Origin of the sequence: Vibrio lentus (assembly GCF_002875945.1) — a bacterium.
GTDB lineage: Bacteria > Pseudomonadota > Gammaproteobacteria > Enterobacterales > Vibrionaceae > Vibrio > Vibrio apostichopi.
The window spans coordinates 46607-66998 of the sequence record NZ_MCZK01000173.1; the positions used below are offsets into that span (position 1 = coordinate 46607).

Annotated in this window: 12 protein-coding genes; 6 read left to right on the forward strand and 6 right to left on the reverse strand. The window is 44.4% G+C overall.

The features are described from left to right. Positions 1-45 precede the first annotated feature (45 nt). Together BCT49_RS23615 and BCT49_RS23620 are read left to right on the forward strand one after the other, a co-directional pair. On the forward strand, positions 46-1071 hold the full coding sequence (locus tag BCT49_RS23615) for an HD-GYP domain-containing protein (protein WP_102438598.1): 1026 nt from the start codon (positions 46-48) through the stop codon (positions 1069-1071). Further along, the gene (locus BCT49_RS23620; RefSeq protein ID WP_102438600.1) at positions 1064-6034 is read left to right on the forward strand and encodes an ATP-binding protein; all 4971 of its coding nucleotides are present in this window, start codon (positions 1064-1066) and stop codon (positions 6032-6034) included. The genes BCT49_RS23615 and BCT49_RS23620 overlap by 8 nt, the downstream gene beginning before the upstream one ends. 87 nt (positions 6035-6121) lie before the next feature. Here BCT49_RS23620 and BCT49_RS23625 read toward each other — a convergent pair whose 3' ends face one another. Beyond that, positions 6122-7012, reverse strand: coding sequence for a LysR family transcriptional regulator (locus tag BCT49_RS23625; RefSeq protein ID WP_102438602.1), 891 nt, complete (start codon positions 7010-7012; stop codon positions 6122-6124). 296 nt (positions 7013-7308) lie between these two features. Here BCT49_RS23625 and BCT49_RS23630 point away from each other — a divergent pair, with 296 nt between their 5' ends. Then, the gene (locus BCT49_RS23630) at positions 7309-8484 is read left to right on the forward strand and encodes an MFS transporter (RefSeq protein WP_102438604.1); all 1176 of its coding nucleotides are present in this window, start codon (positions 7309-7311) and stop codon (positions 8482-8484) included. Between the two features lie 267 nt (positions 8485-8751). Here the strand turns inward: BCT49_RS23630 and BCT49_RS23635 are convergent, their stop codons facing one another. From BCT49_RS23635 to BCT49_RS23645, 3 genes are all read right to left on the reverse strand, one after another. Beyond that, positions 8752-11508 (reverse strand): immune inhibitor A domain-containing protein, encoded by a 2757-nt coding sequence (locus BCT49_RS23635; protein WP_102438606.1) that lies wholly within the window; start codon positions 11506-11508, stop codon positions 8752-8754. 48 nt (positions 11509-11556) lie between these two features. Then, positions 11557-11919: a hypothetical protein gene (locus BCT49_RS23640; protein WP_102438608.1), complete on the reverse strand. Its 363-nt coding sequence runs from the start codon at positions 11917-11919 to the stop codon at positions 11557-11559. Positions 11920-12509: 590 nt separating this feature from the next. Then, positions 12510-13475: a hypothetical protein gene (locus BCT49_RS23645; RefSeq protein WP_102438610.1), complete on the reverse strand. Its 966-nt coding sequence runs from the start codon at positions 13473-13475 to the stop codon at positions 12510-12512. A gap of 152 nt (positions 13476-13627) precedes the next feature. Here BCT49_RS23645 and BCT49_RS23650 point away from each other — a divergent pair, with 152 nt between their 5' ends. Next, positions 13628-14089 carry an Lrp/AsnC family transcriptional regulator gene (locus BCT49_RS23650; protein ID WP_102438612.1) on the forward strand — a complete coding sequence of 154 codons (462 nt, stop codon included), beginning with the start codon at positions 13628-13630 and terminating at the stop codon, positions 14087-14089. Between the two features lie 150 nt (positions 14090-14239). After that, entirely contained in the window at positions 14240-15802 is a 1563-nt protein-coding gene (locus BCT49_RS23655) for a methyl-accepting chemotaxis protein (RefSeq protein ID WP_102438614.1), read from the forward strand. 193 nt (positions 15803-15995) lie between these two features. On the opposite strand, the gene tkt is transcribed toward BCT49_RS23655, so the two are convergent. Both tkt and tal read right to left on the reverse strand, forming a co-directional pair. Beyond that, positions 15996-17987 (reverse strand): transketolase, encoded by a 1992-nt coding sequence (tkt, locus tag BCT49_RS23660; RefSeq protein WP_102438616.1) that lies wholly within the window; start codon positions 17985-17987, stop codon positions 15996-15998. Between the two features lie 86 nt (positions 17988-18073). Then, positions 18074-19024, reverse strand: a complete 951-nt coding sequence (gene tal, locus BCT49_RS23665) for a transaldolase (RefSeq protein ID WP_029223051.1) — start codon at positions 19022-19024, stop codon at positions 18074-18076. 459 nt (positions 19025-19483) lie between these two features. Here tal and BCT49_RS23670 point away from each other — a divergent pair. Continuing rightward, a partial coding sequence (locus BCT49_RS23670; RefSeq protein ID WP_102438618.1) for a sugar-binding transcriptional regulator occupies positions 19484-20392 on the forward strand: 909 nt, incomplete at its 3' end.

Here is a 20392-nt window from a genome sequence, read left to right on the forward strand (position 1 = left end):
ATCTACACTATGATTATAACTGTTTGATTTTTATACGAGGTATCAATGAGTCGTAAACCTATCGTGTTAGTCGTAGATGACACTCCAAGTAACTTGGATGTGTTGACTGCAATACTCAAAGATACCTATCAAGTAAAGGTGGCGATTAATGGCACCATTGGTATTAAAATTGCCAAAATGGTACCGCAGCCAGACCTTATTCTCCTTGATATCATGATGCCTGACATCGACGGCTACGAAGTGTGCCGACAATTAAAAGCTCAGCCAAATACTGCGCATATCCCCATTATATTCGTTACCGCGAAGATTGGCCCTGAAGCCGAAGTAAAAGGCTTGTCCCTGGGTGCTGTTGACTATTTAACGAAGCCAATTACACCTGAAATCGCACTACAACGTGTAAAAACTCATATTGCCCTTTATGACCAACAACGCGCGTTGTTTAGTCAGGTAAAAGAGAAAACCCAAGAGATTAACCTTGGTAAGTTAGAGACCCTGAACATCTTAGGCAGGGCGGCTGAATTCAAAGACAATGAAACCGGCATGCACGTTATGCGCATGAGCCATTATTGCGAAATATTAGCCAAAGCCTTGGGCATGACAGACGAAGACGCCGAAACCTTGCGTGATGCAGCGCCGATGCACGATATTGGCAAGATTGGTATTCCCGATAGTGTATTACTCAAGCCGGGTAAATTGGACGCTGACGAGTGGACCATTATGCAGAAGCATGTCGAGTATGGTGTTGAGATACTTGGCAGGCAGAGCGATTCCAAACTGATGCGCATGGCGATTCAGGTGGCGCAATATCATCACGAAAAATGGGATGGCAGCGGTTACCCAAATCAGATCGCGGGAGAAGAAATTCCTTTGGTGGGACGTATCGCCGCGGTTGCTGATGTGTTTGATGCCTTAACAGCAGAAAGACCCTACAAAAAAGCGTGGAGTGTCGATGAAGCATTGAGCTTGTTCGAAGAGCAAAAAGGCAAACACTTTGACCCTAAAATTGTAGAGCTCTTGTTCGAAAACTTACCTCATATTCTAGAGATTAAAGAGCAGTTTAAAGATGAGTGATCGCTTAATGTTGTCGCTTAATCGTTTTGTTGTCTCTCTTGTCATTGGTTTATTGTTGTGGCCGTTGGTCATTCGTAGTGTCAATGCCGCTGAAGTGACCGATGCCGAGTTAAATCAGTGGCTTGAAACACAACCCACCATCACCTTTATTACGCTTTCTGATCATTACCCTTACTCATTTATCGATGATGACGGAAAGGTTTCTGGGATCATCAAAGACTGGGCACTAGATCTTGAGAATCGGTTTGGTGTTCATACTCGATTTATCAGCGTGGACTCACGTATTAAGGCCAAAGACGCCTTGTTAGAAGGGCGAGGGGATGTGTTTCCTTTCCAACAATTTGACCCCAGTGAAGGTGGCCGTTTTCTAGCGAGTGATCCTTATCTTCCTTATCAGGTCGCAGTGATTGTTCCCATCGACAACAAAATAGATACCAACATCGACCAAACTCAAAAGCGCCGCATCGCGATGGTTAATGAAAATATCGACTTGGAGCGAGCTGGTGTCCAATTGAGCTCTATTGAGCGAGTGGACTTTGACAACGTTATTGATGCAGTACGTGCGTTAGGGGCTGGCGATGTTGAAGGCATCGTCGCTGAGCCAATTACTACCATGGACCTTGCGAAAAAAATTGGCGTGCATGATCTCGCGGTCAATTATGTTTTGGAGCATTGGAAAAGGTTAGAAGCATCAATGGTGATTCGAACTGATGAGCCAGAGCTGCTGACGCTAATCAACAAACAGATTGAAACCTTTGACGTTGATAACAAGAACCAGATTCTATCCAAGTGGCTAGACAGCTCGCCTTATCGAGTACCGCTAAAAGGCGTGTTTGGCTTTGGTAACCCTCCTTATATGTACCCAGATAGTACCGCAGTCGGGCTAGAACACGACATTCTTCAGCGTGCTCTAAATGATATGGGATACAAGCTGGGTGACGTTGTCACCCTCCCTCCTAGTGCCGCTAGAAAGGCCATCGATAACAACAATTCCATCGCTTTTGTTTCTGGTGTTCAGTTTGATGATCCTAATGCGCACTTTTTAAGTGATAACGTTCTTAATGTTGAGTTTGTTCCGGTTTCGCTGACTCGTCGCAAACTTAACCCCAAGTCCCAGAAAGACTTGTCACTGGGGGCGTTACTCTTTGACGAGACCTCTCCAATTAAAAACTCTGTTGAAGTACTGAAGGGCAAGTTAGACATCGATCGTGTTGAAGACTACGAAGGTCTTGAATCGGCATTCTCACAGCTTAGGGCTCAAAATGTTGACCTGTTAATGGTTGAACGCAGAGTACTGGAATGGTTTATCACCAATACTCGTTTTATCGAAATGGCAGAGCTAACGTTACATGACGAGTATAAGATTGAGTATCCGATCTATGTTGATTTTAAGAGTGAAGAAATCAGAGATAGCTTCAATGCTGCGATTAAAAGGCTTAAACAGGCGGATGATGGCCTAAACCAAATTATCGAGATGCAGGTTCAGAGTGATTTAAGCCAAGTCCTTAAAAAAGCGAATATTATCGCGCAAATATCCGCGTATTTTATCGTCAATGACCGCTTTGAAGAGTTGACGGAAGTGTTTGAAATTTTCGACACGGACAGTTCTTTTCAGGTGATCACCGCACAAGCGGATAACAATAATCGCCCGATCAAATCTTGGTACATCGGCAACCTAGTTGATGAATACGGAGAGAAGAAAAACACCTCTCACTTTTCGTCAGTTACCAAGATGGCGAATTATCGAACCAAGGGAGGGAGTACCAACTCTGGTTCGATGACTTTCTACTTTGATGTTAAGTCGTTAGAGCGGAACCATGTTTATTTCCCAGCCGTCGAACAATTCAGTTCATTCGGTGATTCGGCGAAACGCTATATCGCCGATGTTTACCAAACCAATAACCTGACTGGAGAGATCTTAAACCTAAGCCAAAAAGAGAGGAAGTGGATTAAAGATCATCCGGACGTGCGGATAGGTATCGATCCGAACTCACTGCCTTATGAAGCAGTATCCAATACCGGTGAATACATCGGCATGATTGACGACTATCTAACGTTGATTGAGCAGAAAACAGGGTTAGGTATCAACCATGTAGACGTGGCGAGTTGGTCTGAGACCCGAAGCTTGGTTGATCATCATGAAGTGGAACTGGTCTCTGCAGCTCAAGAGAATCGTTCGTTAGGAGACAACGTCAAAGCAGTCAAAAGCCTGTTTTCAAGCCGTTTGGCTATTGCATCGAGACGAGACGTAAGCAGCTTAGTGCTTGAGGAAGCTGAGGGTTGGAAAATTGGTATCTTGAAGAACGCGGCAAACACCGACGCGATTGTTGAGAAATACCCGAACGTTGAGTGGGTAGAGGTAGAATCCACCGCAGATGGGCTTAACCGATTGGATGACAAAACCTTAGATGGCATGATCGATACTGTCGATGTCCTCAATTACCTCATTGACTCATTTGGTCACCGTGAGATTGGAATTATTGGACGACTCGATTTTTTCCTTTCACCCACCTTACATGTTATTAAGTCTGAACCTTTGCTTTATTCCATTGTGAATAAGGCGATTGAGAGCATTTCTGCTGAAGAGCATCAAAAGATATCGGCGAAGTGGGCAGCGCCAAAAGCGATAGAAAGAGTCGATTACGAATTGGTTTATACCATTTCAGGTTTTGCTTTGTTGATCGTTTTACTGATCGTTTTTTGGAATCGAAAACTCGCGAAGCAGATAAGCATTGCCAATGATGCAACAGAGGCACTTAAGAAGGCTCAGGATCAGCTCTACAATATGCTCAATAGCTCTCCAATCGCTGCGAGTGTTGTGTTTGAAGAGAAGGCTCGTTATGCCAACGACACTGCGAAACGCCTGTTTGGGGTTGAAGGTCTGGATCTTGATTCTATCGATGTGGCTGCTATTCACGACTCTTTATCCGTTCGGGATGAGGTACACAAGGAGCTTAAACTCAATGGCAAGGTGGTAAACAGGGAGTTGGTGCTAAGAAAGTCTGATGGAACCCGGTTTGTTGCTCTCGTCAGTTACTATTTGTTTGAGCTAGATGGCGAGATAGCGACGCTATTTTGGGCGTTCGACATCTCTGAAATGAAGCGTCTTAACGAACAACTTGAAGAAGAGAAACAGAGAGCGGATCTTGCAAGCCAAGCGAAGTCTGAGTTTTTAGCGAACATGAGCCACGAAATTAGAACGCTAATGAACGCGATTATTGGTCTGTCTTATCTCGCGATTGGAGAGATAGCGAATCCGGTTGCGAAAAATTACGTGGAGAAAGTGCATCGTTCAGGGCATTCGTTGTTAAGCATCATTAACGACATCCTCGATTTTTCTAAGATAGAAGCAGGGCAACTGTTTATCGACAGTATCCCATTCAATTCGCTAGCGACCTTCCAAGATGTGATCGACCTTATGGAATCGAAAGCGGCTGAAAAGCAACTCAATCTGTCGATGTCGATTGACCCTGAGTTAGACACTCCTCTGCGTGGCGACCCACTTAGGCTGTTCCAAGTGATACTTAACCTTGTTGGTAACGCGATTAAGTTTACCGAAACAGGCAGTGTCTCGTTAACCGTAGCTCTTGTTGAATCAGATGATGAGAGCCTGACCATGAAGGTGATGGTGGCCGATACTGGCATAGGAGTTTCTGATGAAAATCTACATAAGCTGTTTGAAGCATTTAGCCAAGCAGACAGCACAACTACACGTAGGTTCGGTGGCACAGGGTTAGGACTCAACATTAGCCAGAAATTGGTTCATGCGATGGGTGGCCAAATTAGCGTTGAGAGTGTTTTAGGCCAAGGAAGTGAGTTCTCTTTTGTACTGACATTACCAAGAGCAAGCGCTGAAGAATTAGCAGATTTTAAAGCCCAAGAGCTGCAATTGGATTACCAGATAGAGTTCAAGGGCCAAAGGGTATTGCTCGTTGAAGATAATGAGTTGAATCAAGACTTAGCTTTGGCATTCTTCACTCGCTCTAAACTGAATGCTGACTTGGCTGAGAATGGTAAAGAGGCGGTAGAGTTAGCTCAAAGTAATGATTACGATATGATCTTTATGGATCTGCAAATGCCGATCATGGATGGTTTCGAAGCCACACGTTTGATTCGTGAATTTGATAAAGACGTGCCAATTATTGCCATGTCAGCCAATGTGTTTGCCGATGCGAAACAACGAGCAAGGGAAGCGGGTGTCACGGACTTCTTGGATAAGCCGATCATTATCGATAAAGCGACGTCGTTGATTTCCACATACATCGTGCCAGAGGTATTGGTTGAAGGCCAAGCTACACCTGAGTCACCTTCAAACGCGATACAAGACAGCAGTTCTAACCGTTCGAAACTAAGCTCCGAGGTTCCAATGGTTCTGCCTGTTTTCTCGCAGTCTCGGTTCGAACAATTGACTTATCATGATGTGAAACTGCAGGCCAAGATGCTTGATAGGTTCTGCCAAAGTGCACCTGACATTATGTCGCAAACAGTCGATAACCTAATGCAGGATGAGTGGGTGACGTTAGAACGGAATCTGCATACCTTAAAAAGTATGGCGGCTTCAATTGGTGGATTACGATTGGCAGAGTTGCTCAGTGATTTAGAAAGCAAAGCGCACAACAAGTCGTGTGATGAGCACGGTCTTAAACAAAGTGAACTTGGGTTAGTCGAACTGATTAAAGCGATAGAGAGCAGCTTCGATGTGTCTGGTGCTGAAGGAGCCAATACGACACGGACTGAAGAAGCCGATGCGAGTATTGCTGATACATCTGACTCACCAAGCATCACTCAAGAACAGCGGGCTCAGTTGTTCTCTCTGCTAGATGCTTACGATAACGATGCAACTCAATACGTGACTGAGTTACTGACACAGTATCCGCATTCTGCTGTTCTCAAAGATGTTCAAAGTGCGTTAGATAATTACGACTTTGAACGAGCTAAAGAGAGGCTTAGCGCTTCTGAGTAGCTGTCTTTTATAAATAATCACTTCAATATTAAAGCCTTTAGCTCTTACAGCGAAATAACTAAAGGCTTTAAGTCTATTTGTACCGAACTAATTGCTGACGTTTTGTTTGATTAGCTCGATCACTGTGTTGTATCTGTGTGGCAGCTTTCGGTTTCGCTTCTGAACCAAGTACAGTGTTTCTTCAACTTCCACTTTTGGCGGGACAACATACAACTTATCGCGTTCTGGAAAATGCTCCACAGCGCCCGCAGGTAAAACCGTAAACCCAAGCCCTTTCGATACTGGCAGCAATATCTGGTGAAGCTGATTGATGTAGCCAGACTTTGGTATTTCATTCACGTTGATGTTGGCTAAATCTTTATCTCCGCATAAATCGAAATACAAAGACAGGTAGTGAGCAGAATCGGGATGGGCAATTAGGCCAATCTCGTGCAGAACTTGTGGTGTTATCTCCAAATCAGCAAGACTGTGATGGCCGATAAGACACAAGGCTTCTTTGCCGATGACTTGGCTTTGGTAGTAGCTGTCGTTAGGGGAGTGTCTCACAATGCCGATATCGGTCGTGCCTTCAAGTAAGTCATTCAATATCTTCTTGTTTGGCGCAGCTTCGAGGTGAATGTTCAACTCTCGGTGTTGCTGCTGTAACTCAAGACACTTTGGATAAAGGCGCAAAGAGAGCGAGCCAGAGCATGACAGGTTACACTGGCCTGAATACGGGTTGTCAAAGCTTAGTGACTCAAAAAGGTCTTCTTGGTCTTTCTCTAGCTTGAGCGCATAGCGATACATAATCCGACCTTGTTCGGTCAGCTCGAAACTCTTATTTTCTCTCGATAACAAATCACAGTGACAAGCTTGCTCAAGCTTTTTGATGTGTTGGCTAACGCCAGGTTGCGTCATATACAGCTTTTCTGCAGTTTGGGTGAAATGACCAACTTCAACCAGAGTCTTAAATGTATTGAGCCAAAGTGGATTAATCATACTCACCTTTAAATGCTAACGCCCATGGATAAAAGGCTTATAAATAACAGAGCCTATGAATAACAAAGACTACAAACAACAAAGCTTATGAATAACAAAAAATTATTATTATCTTAAGTAATGATAATTTCAACTCTAGAGCGTAAAGCGACGAAGATCAAAGCAACTTTGGTGGAATATTGTTCGAGGTATTAAGCGAATGGTCATTTACTTGAGTTCAACACACGTAACAAAGTGTTGCGACTTTGTTGGATTTTTGGTCTAGTGACCAACTGTGCTCATATTTAGGAACGAAGATGAATAGAAATGTTTGGCTGCTCTCACTATGTCAGGCCTTATTGATGACGGGTAACATATTACTGATCTCGGTGATTGGTTTGATAGGTAAGCAGATTGCACCCAGTGTCAGTATGATTACTTTACCCGTAGCCTTACAGTTTTTGGGTTTAATGGCAGCCACCATTCCTGCGTCTTTAATTTCAGGTAAGTTAGGACGAAAACGAGGATTTAGTATCGGTAATGTGGTTGGCATTACCGGAGCAAGCCTTGCTACTTACGCGTTATCTCAGCAACATTTCTATCTGTTTTGCTTCGCCACATTTTTGCTCGGGATAGGTATCGGTTTTGGTACGCTTTATCGCTTCGCTGCAATTGAAGTGTGTGACGAAAACGCGCGACACCGTGCGATTTCAATATCAATGGCTGGTGGAGTATTGGCGGCGGTACTCGGGCCTAACTTAGCCATTATGTCTCAACAATGGTCAGCAGATGGCTTGTACATCGGTGCTTTTGCTTCGCTGATCGGGCTAAACATCTTAGCTTTAGCCTTGTTACAAACCATTCAGTTTCCTAAGGTCTCTTTTAATAGCCAGGCTCCCAAAGCCGACCCTTTAAGTGTGATCGTGAAAGCGCCGAACTTTATTGGCGCTGTGTTTGCAGCCATGGTTGCTTACGCCGTGATGAATATTTTGATGACTGCAACGCCATTGGCGATGATTGGTTGCGGATTCGATTTTACTAAGGCCGCTGGTGTCATTGAGTGGCACGTGTTAGGTATGTTTGTGCCTGCATTCTTTACCGGTTCTCTCATCGAGAAGTTCGGCTCAAGAATGATGATCCTTGCGGGCGGTGTGTTATTTGTGGTGAGCATTGCCATCAATATCCATGGTGTATCAATTTGGCACTTTAGGGCGGCTTTGGTTGTACTTGGTGTGGGGTGGAACTTTATGTTCATCGCTGCAACAGGCTTGTTTAGCCAGTCTTATCAATCGCAAAATAAAGCCAAGGCACAAGCGTTTAATGAATTTGTTGTGTTTGGTTGTGTGACCGTCACGGCGCTATTGTCTGGTTGGTTGGAGTCAACGGTGGGTTGGCAAAATCTCAATGTTTATGTTCTACCGTTTGTTTTGGCGGTGATCTTATTGTTTGCATTCAGTGCGCGTAAATCACGCATTCAAAAGCAACCAGTGTAATGGTTCATCGAATGGTGGTTCAGCAAATCCGTTATTGTGATTAAAACGCTAGCATCTTGAACTGCGACCAATAAAAAGCCCTACCAAATCGGTAGGGCTTTTGCTTACGGCTTAAATAATAACGTTTTCTTAAAACTGCTGTCGTGGGTTGATGTCCGATGACAACAGTGCTTAAGCTTGCTTGTAAGTACGCGTGATAGAGCCGCGTGCTTATTTTGATGGTCTATGTTTATGAGCTTTGGTCTATTTTTTAAGACCTAAGATGATTTACAGGTCGACTAAAATTGTCTTAGTCGTAATCCCGCCTTGGTCATCGATTATCTTCAGAGTCACTTCGTGCTTTCCGTATGAAGGGAAGATAGAAGTGAATGTGCGACCTCGTTTCACCTTTCCGTTTGGAAGTGTCCACTCGGTATCAACAATACGACCATCACTGTCTGAACTTGTTGACCACATGGTTACCCAACGACCCAAGTGAATGTACTTCGCACTTGCTTCTGGAAGAGCGTTTGGAGATTCAACACTCACTACTGAGCTGAACGAATCGGTAGCACCTTTGTCATCAACAACAGTCAAACTCACCGTGTATTCACCGGCTTGCTCGTAAGACCAAGTTGGTGCCACTTCGTTGCTTGTTGTGCCATTACCAAAGTCCCATAGATAACTGGTGATCTCACCGTCTTGATCTGAGCTGAAGTTGCGTGCAGAAACGTTCAGGCCAGTAACATTGAGCTCGAAGTTCGCAGTAGGGGCGACGTTGTGTTGGCTTACTTTAGATAAGCGAACCACACCGTATTCGTTGTCGTTACTCTGATTCAAAATATCAACGGCTAGGCCAAACTCCGTCAGGATACGTCCTGAATCAGGCGCTTGTGGAGACGTGTAATCTTGGTCGTCAGAGAAGCTGGCGTTGCCAAGCAGACTGGTATCTTCAAGTACATCATTGTCGCTGTTCACAAGACGCATTGGAGTATGATCTTTGAGTGAGAACGCAGCATCACGAACTTGGTAACGAGTTTGAGCGACTTCACCGGATTTCTCCCAAGTCATGGCATTCTGGTCGGCATCGACCACACCTAACCAACCTTCACCTGGGTGTTTGCCTACCCAATTATCAGTCAGCGACTCGTCTACGTACCAAATGATCAAACCCGGATCGAATGAGATCAATTGACCCATGCGTTTGATGTTGGCTAGACCTTCATCAACGTCCATGTGGCTACGCCATTGCAGCAGGTAGTAGTGCTGCGCTTGGTGGAATCCATTACTCAGCTTGTAGCCATTGAGGGCGAAGGTGGAGTTGCTTTCACCATCGTCTATTGAGGTGACTTCACCATCAACGATCACACTGAGGTTATCCAGATAGAAGCCTTCCATCGCCAAGCCACCATCGGTGACGTACTCAAACGAAAGCTCTACTTCTTGGCCTACCCATTGTGAAACGTCAAACTCAGCGTCAATCCAACCGCCAGATTCGCCGCCAATAGCAGGGACTAGACCAGTATTGTATGGGTCATCCATTGAGGTGATGTTGCCTGCGATAGCTTGTCCATTCACGAGTACGCGCGCAAAGTCGTAATCTTTCTCAATCTCATACCAAGTTTTGAACGAAAGCAGTGCAGAATCACCAGCCGGAATCGCCAACTTGCGTGTCATGCTGTTTTTCAGGTCATCTCCTTTTTGAGAGTGGAACGAATACTCACCAGCAAACGGTTTTAAACCTTCGATCTGTTTTTCTGGAAGATCCACTTTAATCATGTTCGGACGGCTGTTATCCGTGGTTTGGAACAGCGTGTAAACCTGTGGGTTGTCTTCTAAATCAGCAATTGAGATTTGATCATCGTTAATCCAACGACCGCCAATCGATTTTTGTAAGAAGTGTTTTGCCCAAGAGCTGAATGCTGTTGGTTGTGTGCCGCCAATTTGACCAGCCCAGCTGCCTGAAGACATGATTGACCAGTAAGATACTGGTTCACCTTTGCCTGTGTATTGCGTGTCGTATTCGTCTGGTAGACCCAAATCATGGCCATACTCGTGAGCACATACACCAGCTGCGGCATCAATAGGCTGAATGGTGTAATCGAACGCCGCGTATTGGCCACCAAAGCGATCAGGAAGCGAGCTAGAGGTACCTTCAAGCACATGTGTGCGACCAAGGTTGAATCGGTGAGACCAGATTGCACCAGGGCCTAATACGCCACCACCGGCTTCTTCGCCAACAGATGCGTGGAACACCATTAGGTGATCAATCACACCATCGGGTTCACGGAAGTTTCCGTCACCGTCGTAATCGTAACGATCTTCGATATCGTAATCGGCTAGGTTGATACTAGGATCTTGAGCCAGTTGATTCAGCGCTTCGCGAACCAGTTCTTGTGCGTTGAGATCGTTGTCGGTCGTCGGGGAGTTACCACCATAGAATGACGCAGGCTTAGAGGCGCGATACCAACCAGCGGCTTGACCTGCAACGCTGTAACTGTCACCTGATTCGCTTTGGTAATACTGACGCATCGAGATTAGGTTTTCGCCGTTTGGCCCAGTGTAGCCAGAGTTTGAAAACAACAACTCTTGATAATGTTCTGGGTTGTAGCTCTCGTAGAGCATTTGCGTGTGCTCTTCGGTCAGCTTGTTGTCATCCCAGTTTAAATCGGGGAAATCGACCAATAGAGCGAGTACTTTATCGGTACGCTTGGTGCCGACTTCCAAAGCAAATACGCTCGCTTTTTTAACGCCAGACCCTTTTTCGATGGCTTTGAGTATTTTCGCTCGTTGTTCTAGCGCTTTTTTACCGAATTGAGCATCGCCTTTAAAACCGGAATTGATCTTATTTTTTAAGTAACGGTCAAGAGCATCGTGTTTTGCAACATCGGTTGCGTCTTGATCGACTAAGCCTTGTCTTACTAGCATTTCAATTAGTTTGTCTTCATTAACAACACCTAAATCAATCGGTGTTTTAGCATAACTACTGACGCTAAACAGAGTAAGCATTGCTGAGGCCAACAATGTTTTTCTCATTATCTTCATTACATTTCCTTTTTTGTATTTCCATGTCGATATCAGAATCAACTTGCCTTATTCGGAACGGTTGTCCGAGTTAGGCTTAATACACTCTTTTGGTGTTTTAGGTATCTGACGTTTATTCGTTGATTTGTTTGTATTAACTAACGTTTTTTCATTAACTAACTTGTTTGTATTCGCTATCTCATTCTTATTTTCTGTTTCTTGTATTTTTTTTGAATCAAACGGAATGCTCTTTACTTGTTTTGCGTTGAGATAGAGACGCAAAGCTTCTTGATTGTCCTCGTAGGTTAATCCAGAACAAATAACGCCTCTTTCAATCAATGACTTGAGCAACAGTTCATCATTCTCAAAGGAGGAAGCCTGTGACAGTGAGGAAAAAGATAAAACCATTAAAGCCATTGTTTTGTGTGACATTTTTATATCAAGCCATCAGTTTTGATTATGTAACAAAATATATTTATAAAATTAACCAATCAAACGAATAATCATTACAAATCATTATTCGTTCCGGTTTCAACATTAAGAGTTAATATCAAATAAGGATGGTTATTTATTTTATTGTCAGTTATTTAGTAAGGTTGGGCGCATTAATAGCTGATAGTTTTAATATTTAATATCAGTGTTGGGTAAATGGTTATTATCCTTCAGAGCGCTTTATGTAAGGTGTGGGGTTATAATTGATCAAATAAATGTTTTATTGTCGGTGCTAAAAAAATGCATGAAATAATTGAGTGTTTAGCAAATATCCATTCTCAAATTATTTTCACTCAAAATATCAATAATTAGGCTAATAAGCGCGATTTAAAGTGCTTCAAGAGAACAGATTTCACAATAGTTCGATGAAGTGGGGTTCTTAGATGGCAAAAAGAGCCCGTGTTTGGACTCTTTTAGTAACAGACCATTCTTACTTTTTAGCGATGGACCGGTTTAACGTTTAGTGGAAGAACATTCTCACTTTTAGCGTTGGGCTGGTTTAACGTTCAGCGGTAGACAACGCTGACGCACTATGGCGGAGACACATCGCGATAAAAGTAACGCTCACAAGTACTTGGATTAACGCGTTTGATGGCGTTTGATATCAAAGCGACAACTAATACTGAGAACACGAGTCTTCCCCAAAATATCGTGTAGAAATCCGCACCGACTAATAGGGTCAGTAATGTGTCTTCAATCAGGCTATGGAGAAGGTTGAGCAGCATGATTGCGGTGAATACATCTCTAGCTGAGATATGTCCTCGTTTCGCTTCATTGATCAATAACCCGCCACCGAATGAAAGCCCAAGCGTGATCCCAATGATGGTTAAATTAGTCGCGTCTTTACTGATACCCAATAAGCGTAAGAAAGGGCGTAATAAAATAGCCATTAATTTTTCAATGCCCAATAGCTTTAATATCTTAAGCAAAAGCAGCAGCGTAGAGATCACCATGAAGATAACGGCGAAGTTCATGAGCTGATCAATTACCCAACTTATATAGCTTGTGTCTGCTGTTGGTTCTGGCTGCCAAAGCACGGTTGCTGGGTAGTTGAGTAAGTTTCCAAATTGATAAGTGACATTCAGCAACCATGCCAAGACTAGACTTCCTCCGACTCTCACTGACAAGGTCGCCAACCAGCTTACGCCTGCCTTCTTTGCGATAGCGCCTTCAATTGGCAGTGAATGGGCGAGTAACATCATGCTGCCTAGCACAGAGGCTTGAGCGACCGTGAGGGGAACATCGGAATTGATTAAAATAATTATCCCAGCATAGATGTTGGTGAGTATGGTAGTTGCCCATACCAACCCCATTTCTTTCGGTAACCCGACACTTTCCATTATCGGGCTCAACCATTCGCTAAGAATAACGATACCGCCGAGCTCTTCGATGACTTTTATCACGATGATGATTGGAATCATAATTCGGAAAAGCGTCGAGGTGACATCGAAAATCTCTTTGAGGAGTTCTTTAAAAAATTGATAGGTTGATTTCATTGTTACACCATGACTCGATTATTTAGTATGAGAAGATCTTACCGTGATTGTTGTGATGATAATTTCGAAATGGCGAGTCAGATTCGGTTGGGATTTTTTATTTGTTGTAATATTAGAAATTATTAACTCATAAAGTGGCCTTGTAAGAAATTATGGAAATTGACCGCATTGATCGAAGTATTCTCGTTGAGCTTCAAAAGAATAATCGAATTCCCAATCTGACACTGGCTGAGCTTGTCGGGTTGTCGCCTCCAGCTTGTTTAAAGCGAGTGAAGCGCCTGAGGGAAGAGGGGGTGATTGTCGGTGATGTTTCCATCATTAACCCCGAACTGACCGGTAACAAGATGACTCTACTGGTATCTGTGGAGATGGAGCGTGATCGGGCGGACATATATCAGATATTCCGCGGATCTCTTGTCAAAGCTCCAGAGGTGACTCAGTGCTATCAAATCTCAGGCAGTTATGACTTCATGCTGATTGTTACGGTTAAAGATATCCAAGCGTATGAAAACTTTGTTGAGCGTGTGCTTCGTAAAGACTTAAACATTCGCAAGTTCCACACTTCAATTTCGATGCGAACCGTAAAATTCAGTACTGCCGTTAACTTGGAATGATCCTAGTGTTTTGTTATCTCTGTGACGTACCCACTCATATTTGTATAAAAAGCAGTCATTTACAAAAATTGTGACGTTCATATTTTGTCATAATTTAAATTATTGTATATATTCGCCTGCTATAACGTATAAATACAAAAGTTAATAAAAATGAACGTCAGCTCAGCTTCTCTAACACGTGAAACGCTTTTAAACGAAAGCGAACAGCTCGTATCAACCACCGATCTTAAAGGCGTTATTACTTACAGTAATGATGCTTTTTGCCGTATTGCAGAATACAGCCAACAAGAGTTGCTTGGACAACATCATAATATCGTCAGGCATTCTGATATGCCCAAAGCGGCGTTTGCGGACATGTGGGTTAACCTCAAGCAAGGTAAAGCGTGGCGTGGAATCGTAAAGAACAAAACCAAGTCCGGTGGCTTTTATTGGGTCGACGCCTATGTCACGCCAATTTATGATAATGGCCAGGTGAGTGGTTACCAGTCTGTTCGTGTTAAACCTAAGAACGAATGGGTGCAGATAGCAGATAAAGCTTACCAAGGCTTATTGAAGGCTGAAAAGTCTGGGCGTCAATGGTCGCTACAGATCAGTGACAGTGTTCGCTATGCCGTGTTGTTGGGTTCTTTGGCCGCACCTCTGATTTCAAACTTAGTCGAAGTAGGGCAAGTGTCGCAATGGCTTCTGAGCTTGCTGCCTATTTCTGCGTTGGCACTCTTATTCAGACAAGAGCTTATTGATACGCCTTTGCAGCTTAAAAAATTGCAGTCGAAATTCGACAGTGTGAGTCGTCTTGTTTACTCAGGTAATAGTAAGTTCTCTATCGCCGATTTCCATTTAAAGCTGTTGTCTGCACGAATCAGAACTGTGTTAGGTCGTATGACGGATTCAGCCAAGCCGTTACAAGATTTAGCCGACAATCTTAACGCGACGTCTTACCAAGTTTCAGATGCCTTAGATCAACAGACTAAAGACATACTTCAAGTTCGTGAAGCAACGGAAGAAGTGGAGGTGACAGCGAATGAAGTGTCATCTCGTACCGAAGAAGCGCATCAAATTGTCGACGTTACCCTGCAAACTTGTGCGGGTGCGAAAGAGAGTATTAACCAAACACACCGTAACCTTGAAAGCTTGGCTTCACAGGCTGAGAAAGCAACGCACACGACGTATCAACTGAGCGACCAAGCGCAAAGTGTCAGCAAGATAATGGAAGAGATCGGTGGTATTGCCGAGCAAACCAATCTATTGGCATTGAACGCTGCGATAGAAGCGGCGAGAGCAGGTGAGCAAGGACGTGGCTTTGCGGTGGTTGCTGATGAAGTGCGTGCGTTATCCGGTCGCACATCTAAGGCGACGGTTCAGATCAAAGAGAGCATCGATACAATGCTGACGACGATTGAAGGTTGGCAGAAAGATATTTTGGCTAACAGAGAACAAACAGACGCGTGTGGTGACGTGGCAAAAGTGAGCGCTGAACGCTTGTCTGAGGTCGAAACCTTAATGCAATCGATGAACGAGTTAATGCAGTCGGTTGAAAGCTCTGCGCATAAGCAGCGTCAGCTATCGAGTGACGTAAACCTTCATATGCAGTCTATCGCGTCAACCGCTGAGCAAAATCTAGTGGCGACACATTCAGTGAAAGATCATTCGAAAGAGCTCAAAGAGCAAGTGAATGAATTCTATCAATTGGCGAAGCGTTTCGAAGAGAAATAGCCGTTAAAGACAAGCTGAATGAGAGATAAGAGAAAGCCTTGCGAAATGAGCAGGGCTTTTTTGTGTGCCAAAAGAACAGTTAACAATTAGTAGATAACAGATAACAGGCAACAGATACAAAAAAGCCCCGCATTTTCATGCGGGGCTTTCAGTATGCATCAACCCATTTAAGGGCGAGACAATTTAATCAAGACTAAGCAAGAATCTCTTTTGCTGTGTTTACTACGTTTTCAGTAGTGAAACCAAACATCTTGAATAGCTCGCCTGCTGGTGCAGATTCGCCGAACGTTGTCATGCCAATGATCTTGCCACCGAAACCAACGTACTTGTACCAGAAGTCAGCGATGCCAGCTTCTACAGCGATACGTGCAGTTACGTCAGATGGAAGTACAGATTCACGGTATTCAGCGTCTTGCTTGTCGAATGCGTCAGTTGCAGGCATAGATACTACGCGTACTTTCTTGCCTTCAGCTGTTAGTTCAGCAGCAGCGCTAACCGCTAGTTCAACTTCAGAACCAGTTGCAATGATGATTAGCTCTGGCTTACCAGCGCAATCTTTCAGGATGTAACCACCCTTAGCGATGTTTGCTACTTGCTCTGCGTCACGGTCTTGCTGTGCAAGGTTCTGACGAGAGAAGATAAGTGCAGAAGGACCATCTCTACGTTCAATTGCCAGTTTCCAAGCAACAGCAGACTCAACTTGGTCACATGGACGCCATGTGCTCATGTTTGGAGTCAGACGTAGAGATGCGATTTGCTCAACTGGTTGGTGAGTAGGACCGTCTTCGCCTAGGCCGATAGAATCGTGCGTGTAAACTTGGATGTTCTGAGTTTTCATCAGAGCAGCCATACGCATTGCGTTACGAGCGTATTCCATGAACATTAGGAACGTTGCGCCGTATGGTACGAAACCACCGTGCAGAGCGATACCGTTCATGATAGCCGTCATACCGAATTCACGTACACCGTAATGGATGTAGTTACCAGAGAAGTCATTTGCTTCAAGAGACTTAGAACCAGACCACATAGTCAGGTTAGAAGGCGCAAGGTCAGCAGAGCCGCCCATGAATTCAGGTAGCATAGCACCGAACGCTTCTAGAGCATTTTGAGATGCTTTACGTGATGCGATGTTTGCTGGGTTAGCTTGAAGATCAGCAATGATTGCCGATGCTTTCTCTTCCCATTCAGCAGGAAGATCACCGTTTACGCGGCGTTTGAATTCAGCTGCCAGCTCAGGGTATGCTGCTTCATAAGCTGCAAGTTTCTCGTTCCACGCTGCTTCCTTAGCTGCGCCTGCTTCTTTCGCATCCCACTCTGAGTAAACTTCCGACGGAATTTCAAAAGGACCGTGCTCCCAACCTAGTTGCTTACGAGTTGCTGCGATTTCGTCAGCGCCTAATGGTGCACCGTGACAGTCGTGCGTACCTGCTTTATTTGGAGAACCAAAGCCGATTACTGTTTTAGTACAGATTAGAGTCGGACGAGGATCCGCTTTAGCTGCTTCGATAGCCGCGTTGATAGCGTCAGCATCGTGACCATCAACTGCAGGGATTACGTGCCAGCCGTAAGCTTCAAAACGCTTAGGTGTATCGTCAGAGAACCAACCTTCAACTTCGCCATCGATAGAGATGCCGTTGTCATCCCAGAAAGCAACCAGCTTACCAAGACCTAGCGTACCCGCTAGAGAGCATGCTTCGTGAGAAATACCTTCCATCAGACAGCCATCACCCATGAATGCATAAGTGTAGTGGTCTACGATGTCGTGGCCTTCTTTGTTGAACTGTGCCGCAAGAGCTTTCTCAGCCATCGCCATACCAACAGCGTTAGTAATACCTTGACCTAGAGGACCTGTAGTCGTCTCGATACCAGGAGCGTAACCGTACTCTGGGTGACCTGGAGTCTTAGAGTGCAGTTGACGGAAGTTCTTAAGATCTTCAATTGAAAGCTCGTAACCTGCTAGGTGAAGCAGAGAGTAAATCAGCATTGAGCCGTGGCCGTTAGACAGGATAAAACGGTCGCGGTCAGCCCACTCTGGGTTTGACGGGTTGTGGTTTAGGTGAGAGCGCCAAAGTACTTCAGCGATATCAGCCATGCCCATAGGAGCGCCTGGGTGACCAGAGTTTGCTTGTTGTACGCCGTCCATGCTTAGAGCACGGATCGCGTTAGCTAGATGTTTGCGGTTCATAGAAACTTCCGAATAAAAATTAAGATAAACAAATTGATAAAAGTAGGGGAACTGAACGTTCCCCTATTTGAAATTGGTAAGAGTGATTACAGTTTAGCTGCGATCATGTCTTCTAGTTTGCCTTGGTCAACTGCGAAGTTGCGGATGCCTTCAGCTAGCTTCTCTACAGCCATTGGGTCTTGGTTGTGATCCCATAGGAACTCAGCGTGAGTCATTGCAGCAGGACGCTCTTTAGTACCGTTCGAGTCGATTAGCTTCTCTACTACTTCGCCTTCAGCTGCTTCTAGGTCTGCTAGAAGTTGAGGAGCGATAGTCAGACGGTCACAGCCAGCAAGTTCAAGGATCTCACCGATGTTACGGAAGCTTGCGCCCATAACAACAGTCTTGTAACCATGCTCTTTGTAGTAGTTGTAGATATCTGAAACAGAGATTACGCCTGGATCTTCTGAAGCTTCGAAATCACGACCTTCTTTCGCTTTGTACCAGTCCATGATGCGACCAACGAAAGGAGAGATAAGGAATACGCCAGCTTCAGCACAAGCACGTGCTTGAGCGAAAGAGAATAGAAGCGTTAGGTTACAGTTGATGCCTTCTTTCTCTAGGATTTCAGCAGCACGGATGCCTTCCCAAGTAGAAGCCAGTTTGATTAGGATGCGGTCGTTAGTGATGCCAGCGTCGTTGTACATTTTGATAAGTTGACGAGCTTTAGCAACGCTGCCTTCCATGTCGTAAGAAAGACGAGCATCTACTTCAGTAGAGATGCGGCCAGGTACAACGTTAAGGATTTCTTTACCGATGTTCACGTTAAGCATGTCACAAGTGTCTTGCACTTGTTGTGCTTTGTCGCCACTTTGCGCTTTAGCGTATTCGATAGAAGCATCGATTAGAGGTGCGTACTCAGCAATTTGAGCGGCTTTAAGAATTAGAGATGGGTTAGTTGTTGCATCTTCAGGAGTGTACTTGCTGATAGCTTCGATATCGCCAGTGTCAGCTACAACAGTTGTTAGTTTACGAAGTTGCTCTAATTTATTGCTCATTTTGATCATCCTATGTATCGCAGAACACCCCTTTAATGGGAGAGGTGTGGGCATTTGCAAGCGAACTAATGAAGTTCCTCATGGTTGTACCAGTGAGTCAAACTTACATTAATTTAAATTTTTCTCCGAACGAACATTTGCACAGAACATTTGATCGCTCGATGAGTAAATGATGTAGCCATATTTATCCGATCTAGCCCCAAAGTCAACGGTAAATAGTGCTGTATGGTGACTTCAGTCAAATATATTTCGCTCTAGTAATCATGGGGTATGCAAGCAAACGTTTAACGGCTCAATTGAGTCTAATTAATCAACAGCTAAATCAAGGTTATCATAGTGAGCAAATGTTCCTTGTTGTTACATATGTTCAGGGTGTAAGCTTGTGTATCACTTACTGAGCTCTCCTATATTAGGAAGTACAGCAGGTAAAATAATTGTTAAATATTGGTTGAGTGGTATATGAGTAACAATATCCAAGATGTTTCCGAAGAAAACACTGATCTCCTAACCGAAGTCGCCGTTGCTTACTACCAAGATGGCGCGACACAAGAAGAGATCTCCAAAAAGTTCTCTATCTCTCGTGCAAAGGTTGGTCGAATGCTCAAACAAGCCCGCGATGAAGGGATTGTTGAGATAACAGTGAAATATCACCCTGTCTTCAGTGCCAAAATTGAACAGCGTCTCATCGAAAGGTTTGGTGTGAAGCGAGCATTAGTCGCTCTTGATCAGCCAAACGAAGATAAGCAGCGTTTACAGGTGGCGGGCTTGGTATCGAACTATCTAACGAGTACCTTAAAAAACGGCATGGTAGTGACTGTCGGCCAAGGTCGAAACGTATCGTCGGTTGCTCACCATACTGGGGTGATTACACCGCGTGACTGTAAATTCGTGTGTGGCATCGGCGGTATTCACCCAAGAGGCGGTATGTTTAATGCCGACCATATATGTAGACAGCTAGCTAAGAAGTACGGTGGTTCATCAGAAACTCTATATGCGCCAGCTTATGCAGAGAACAAAGCACAAAAAACCGCTTTTATGGAGAACAGCACTGTTAAGCAAACACTCGATCTTGCCCGTAAGGCAGATGTCGCTTTAGTGGGTATTGGTGATATGAGTGAAAATAGCTATATGGTCGACCTAGGTTGGTTTACGGCGGGAGAGGTCGTTCAATCTCGTTTACTTCAAGGCGTGGTGGGTGACTTTGCTGGCTATGACTTTTTCGATGTGCACGGCAAAGCAGCAAACACAGTAATGAGTGACCGAGTCATCGGCTTAGGTTTGGAAGAGTTCCGTCCTATCGCTGAAGTTATCGCCATCGCCGCCGAGAACAGTAAGCCATTAGCTCTGTTAGGGGCTTTGTTGCGTAAT